This window comes from Kitasatospora sp. NPDC057198 (assembly GCF_042670125.1).
Classification (GTDB): Bacteria; Actinomycetota; Actinomycetes; order Streptomycetales; family Streptomycetaceae; genus Kitasatospora.
On sequence record NZ_JBHUWH010000575.1, the window covers coordinates 1 to 4,485 of the forward strand.

The 4,485-nt window shown below is 71.5% G+C and carries 4 protein-coding genes, 1 tRNA gene and 1 pseudogene; 4 read left to right on the forward strand and 2 right to left on the reverse strand.

Going from position 1 to position 4,485, the window contains the following annotated elements; translation table 11 throughout:
- A pseudogene (locus tag ACFUEL_RS35710) lies at nt 1–122 on the forward strand (UDP-N-acetylenolpyruvoylglucosamine reductase); the annotation flags it as partial.
- On the opposite strand, the gene ACFUEL_RS35715 reads toward ACFUEL_RS35710, so the two are convergent.
- Both ACFUEL_RS35715 and ACFUEL_RS35720 read right to left on the reverse strand, forming a co-directional pair.
- Entirely contained in the window at nt 119–1,171 is a 1,053-nt protein-coding gene (locus tag ACFUEL_RS35715; protein WP_380241746.1) for an adenosine deaminase, read from the reverse strand. The pseudogene ACFUEL_RS35710 and the gene ACFUEL_RS35715 sit on opposite strands and share 4 nt — an antisense overlap.
- A gap of 93 nt (nt 1,172–1,264) precedes the next feature.
- Nucleotides 1,265–2,503, reverse strand: a complete 1,239-nt coding sequence (locus ACFUEL_RS35720; protein WP_380241748.1) for a pyridoxal phosphate-dependent aminotransferase — start codon at nt 2,501–2,503, stop codon at nt 1,265–1,267.
- A gap of 310 nt (nt 2,504–2,813) precedes the next feature.
- Here ACFUEL_RS35720 and ACFUEL_RS35725 point away from each other — a divergent pair.
- From ACFUEL_RS35725 to nusG, 3 genes are all read left to right on the forward strand, one after another.
- Nucleotides 2,814–2,886: transfer RNA gene (locus ACFUEL_RS35725), tRNA-Trp, on the forward strand.
- Between the two features lie 141 nt (nt 2,887–3,027).
- Nucleotides 3,028–3,393: a preprotein translocase subunit SecE gene (secE, locus tag ACFUEL_RS35730; RefSeq protein WP_380241751.1), complete on the forward strand. Its 366-nt coding sequence runs from the start codon at nt 3,028–3,030 to the stop codon at nt 3,391–3,393.
- 179 nt (nt 3,394–3,572) lie between these two features.
- On the forward strand, nt 3,573–4,457 hold the full coding sequence (nusG, locus tag ACFUEL_RS35735) for a transcription termination/antitermination protein NusG (protein WP_380241753.1): 885 nt from the start codon (nt 3,573–3,575) through the stop codon (nt 4,455–4,457).
- Nucleotides 4,458–4,485: the final 28 nt, after the last annotated feature.

Sequence of the window (4,485 nt, forward strand, 5' to 3'; positions counted from 1 at the left end):
ACCGCGGCTCGGCGACCACCGAGGACCTGCTGGCGCTGGCCCGCGAGGTGCGCGACGGGGTGCGCGCGGCGTTCGGCGTCGAGCTGGTCAACGAGCCGGTGATGGTCGGCGTCAGCCTCTAGGCCGACCGGCCCTTCCGGGTGTCCGCCGGTTCCTCGGCCAGCCAGGCGTCGACCTCGCCCAGGAGTTCCTTCGCCACGTGCTCGGGGGCCCGGGAGGAGCGGATCGACTGGCGGGCGAGTTCGGCCAGTTCGGCGTCGGTGAAGCCGTGCGACTCGCGGGCCAGGGCGTACTGGTCGGCGAGCCGGGAGCCGAACAGCAGCGGGTCGTCGGCGCCGAGGGCGAGCGGGACGCCGGCCTCGAAGAGCTGCCGCAGCGGGACCTGCTCGGGGCTGTCGTAGACGCCGAGGGCGACGTTGGAGGCGGGGCAGACCTCGCAGGTGACCTGGCGGTCGGCGAGGCGCTGGAGCAGCCGCGGGTCCTCGGCGGCGCGCACGCCGTGGCCGATCCGGGTGGCGCCCAGGTCGTCCAGGCAGTCCCGGACGGAGTCGGGCCCGGCCAGTTCGCCGCCGTGCGGGGCGGCGATCAGGCCGCCGCTGCGGGCGATGGCGAAGGCGCGGTCGAAGTCCCGGGCCAGGCCGCGGCGCTCGTCGTTGGAGAGGCCGAAGCCGATCACGCCCCGGTCGGTGTACCGGACGGCGAGCCGGGCCAGCGTCCGGGCGTCCATCGGGGACTTCATCCGGTTCGCGGCGACCAGCACCCGGATGCCGACGCCGGTGGCCTCGGACGCCTCCCGGACGGCGTCCAGCACCAGTTCCAGGGTCGGGGTCAGGCCGCCGAGCAGCGGCGCGTACGAGGTCGGGTCGACCTGGATCTCCAGCCAGCGGGAGCCGTCGGCGCGCTCGTCCTCGGCGGTCTCCCGGACCAGGCGGCGGATGTCGGACTCGTCGCGCAGGCAGGAGCGGGCGGTGTCATAGAGCCGCTGGAAGCGGAACCAGCCGCGTTCGTCGGTGGCCCGGAGCTTGGGCGGGTGCTCGGAGCTGAGCGCCTCGGGCAGCCGGATGCCGTGCTTGTCGGCGAGTTCGAGCAGCGTCGCGGGGCGCATCGAACCGGTGAAGTGCAGGTGCAGATGGGCCTTCGGCAGGCTCCGGACATCACGCAGGCGATCCATTCACCGATCCTGCCGCAAAACGCCCGGAAACAGGAACCGCCCCCCGTACCTCGCCCGATCGGGTGAGGTACGGGGGGCGGTGCTGACGGGAGGTCAGTCGCGGGCCTCGCCGAGCAGCTTCTGCATCCGGCTGACGCCCTCGACCAGGTCGGCGTCGCCGAGCGCGTAGGAGAGCCGCAGGTAGCCGGGGGTGCCGAACGCCTCGCCGGGGACGACCGCGACCTCGGCCTCGTCCAGGATCAGCGCGGCCAGCTCGGCGGAGGTCTGCGGGCGCTTGCCGCGCAGCTCCTTGCCCAGCAGGCCCTTGACCGACGGGTACACGTAGAACGCGCCCTCGGGCTCGGGGCACAGCACGCCGTCGATCTCGTTCAGCATCGCCACGATGGTGCGGCGGCGGCGGTCGAAGGCGGTCTTCATCTCGTCCACCGCGGACAGGTCGCCGGCGACGGCGGCGAGCGCCGCGCGCTGGGCCACGTTGGAGACGTTCGAGGTGGCGTGCGACTGCAGGTTGGCGGCCGCGTTCACGACGTCCTTCGGGCCGATCAGCCAGCCCACCCGCCAGCCGGTCATCGCGTAGGTCTTGGCCACGCCGTTGACCACGATGCACTTGTCGGCCAGCTCGGGCAGCAGCGCGGGCAGCGAGGTGAAGGTCGCGTCCCCGTAGACCAGGTGCTCGTAGATCTCGTCGGTGAGCACCCACAGGCCGTGCTCCAGCGCCCAGCGGCCGATCGCCTCGGCCTCGGCCTCGGTGTACACCGCGCCGGTCGGGTTGGACGGCGAGACGAACAGCACGACCTTGGTGTTCGCGGTGCGGGCCGCCTCCAGCTGCTCCACCGAGACCTTGTAACCGGTGGTCTCGTCCGAGACGACCTCGACGGGGGTGCCGCCGGCCAGCTTCACGGCCTCCGGGTAGGTGGTCCAGTACGGGGCCGGGATGATCACCTCGTCGCCCGGGTCGAGGATCGCGGCGAAGGCGTTGTAGATCGCCTGCTTGCCGCCGTTGGTCACCAGCACCTGCGAGGCGTCCACCTGGTAGCCGGAGTCGCGCAGCGTCTTGGCGGCGATCGCGGCCTTCAGCTCCGGGAGGCCGCCGGCCGGGGTGTAGCGGTGGTTCGCCGGGTCCTGGCAGGCGGCGACCGCGGCGTCCACGATGTAGCCGGGGGTCGGGAAGTCGGGCTCGCCGGCGCCGAAGCCGATCACCGGGCGCCCGGCGGCCTTGAGGGCCTTGGCCTTGGCGTCGACGGCGAGGGTGGCGGACTCGGCGATGGCGCCGACCCGGGCGGAGACCCGGCGGCTCGCGGGGGACACGTTCTCGGGGGTGGGTGCGCTCATGGGGTGAATGGTCCCAGACCGCACGGGTGCCGGGCATCGCGGTTCCACCATGCGTACCGCGGTGTTCCAGCATCCGTACCGCAGGCCCGGACGATCTCGGGCGGACGGCGACCGGAGCCGGAGGATCTCGGGCCGGGGGCGTCGAAAGTCGGCGAATGTGGATCTCGGTGAATGAGGTTCGACCAATCGGCGAAGAACCCGTACACTCACTGCTCGACGGCTCCCGAAGTGCGGATCCTTCGGCCGGGTACACCACACGGCCGGGTGGATGCGGTAGGTTGGGGGCCACGTCGGAGCCGCGAGGTTCCGTAGGGCACTAGCTCAATTGGTAGAGCACCGGTCTCCAAAACCGGCGGTTGGGGGTTCGAGTCCCTCGTGCCCTGCAGCTCGATCCGTGCCAAGCCCGTTCGCTCCGCAGAGCGAGCGGGCTTGATGCGGAGAGGGACCCACCCAGCACAGCTTTCGCCGGATCGCCCGTGCACCAGGCACGGACCTCCGCAGGACCGGGATTCAGGTGAGGACGAGTGACGGAGACCACGGGCTCCACCGCAACGCCTGAGAGCGGCAACCCCGAGGGGACCGAGGGCGCCGCGGACGAGACCACCAGCACCGAGGACGGCAAGCTGTCCCGGCGCGAGCGCCGCCGCGCCAACAAGGCGTCCGGCGAGGGTGGCAAGAAGTCCGGGAAGCGCGCCAAGAAGGGCCTCTTCGCCCGGGCCGCGATCTTCTACCGCCAGATCATCGCCGAGCTCCGCAAGGTGGTCTGGCCCACCCGCAGCCAGCTGATGCAGTACACCACCGTCGTGGTCACCTTCGTCATCGTGCTGATGCTGCTGGTCGCCGGTCTCGACTGGGTCTTCGCGAAGGGCGCCTTCTGGGTCTTCGGCTGACGCCCGATCCGGCACCACCCCGCAGGGATCCCCGCAGGTCCCGCACCGCATACTCCACCCCGACCCGGGCCGAATCCTTCGGCCCGGGTCGAGCTGTCGGCGCGAAGGGCAACGGGCGACTACCGTTGAGTCGGTACTGTTGAGGTATCCGTTCCACAACCAGGAAAGAAGCAGCGACCGTGTCTGAGTCCCCCCTGTACGACGCCGACGAGACCGTCCGCGAGGCGGATGTCGCCGCCGAGCCGGACGCGGCCGAGGCTGCCGACGTCGAGGCTGCCGACGTCGAGACCGCCGAGGAGATCGTCGACGAGGCGGACGCCGAGGAGGACGAGGTCGAGGCCGCCGACGAGCTGGAGGCGGGCGAGCCCGCCGAGGCCGCCGCCGTGCACGAGGTGGACGAGGCCGAGGCCGCGGCCGACGAGGCGTTCGCGGAGGAGGCCGCCGCGGAGGAGGCCGAGAGCGACCCGGTCGCCGAGTTCCGCGAGCAGCTGCGCCGCGCGCCGGGCGAGTGGTACGTCATCCACACCTACGCCGGCTACGAGAACCGGGTGAAGCAGAACCTGGAGCAGCGCTCCGTCTCGCTGAACGTCGAGGACTACATCTTCGAGTCCCAGGTTCCGCAGGAGGAGGTCGTCCAGATCAAGAACGGCGACCGCAAGACCATCCGGCAGAACAAGCTCCCCGGCTACGTGCTGGTCCGGATGGACCTCACCCCGGAGTCCTGGGGCGTCGTGCGCAACACCCCCGGCGTCACCGGCTTCGTCGGCAACGCCTACGACCCGTACCCGCTGACCCTGGACGAGGTCGTCAAGATGCTCGCCCCCGACGTCGAGCGCGCCGCCGCCAAGGAGGCCGGCAAGGCTTCGCCGGTGCGCCCGGTCGAGGTGCAGGTGCTGGACTTCGAGGTCGGCGACTCGGTCACCGTCACCGACGGCCCGTTCGCGACCCTGCAGGCGACCATCAACGAGATCAACCCCGACTCGAAGAAGGTCAAGGGCCTGGTGGAGATCTTCGGCCGGGAGACCCCGGTCGAGCTCTCCTTCGACCAGATCCAGAAGAACTGACCCGAAGGTCTCCGGTGCCGGGGCGGGG

Coding starts and splice junctions, on each gene's coding strand:
- ACFUEL_RS35715 (WP_380241746.1), bottom strand. CDS start 1,171: ATGGATCGCCTGCGTGATGTCCGGAGCCTGCCGAAGGCCCATCTGCAC.
- ACFUEL_RS35720 (WP_380241748.1), bottom strand. CDS start 2,503: ATGAGCGCACCCACCCCCGAGAACGTGTCCCCCGCGAGCCGCCGGGTC.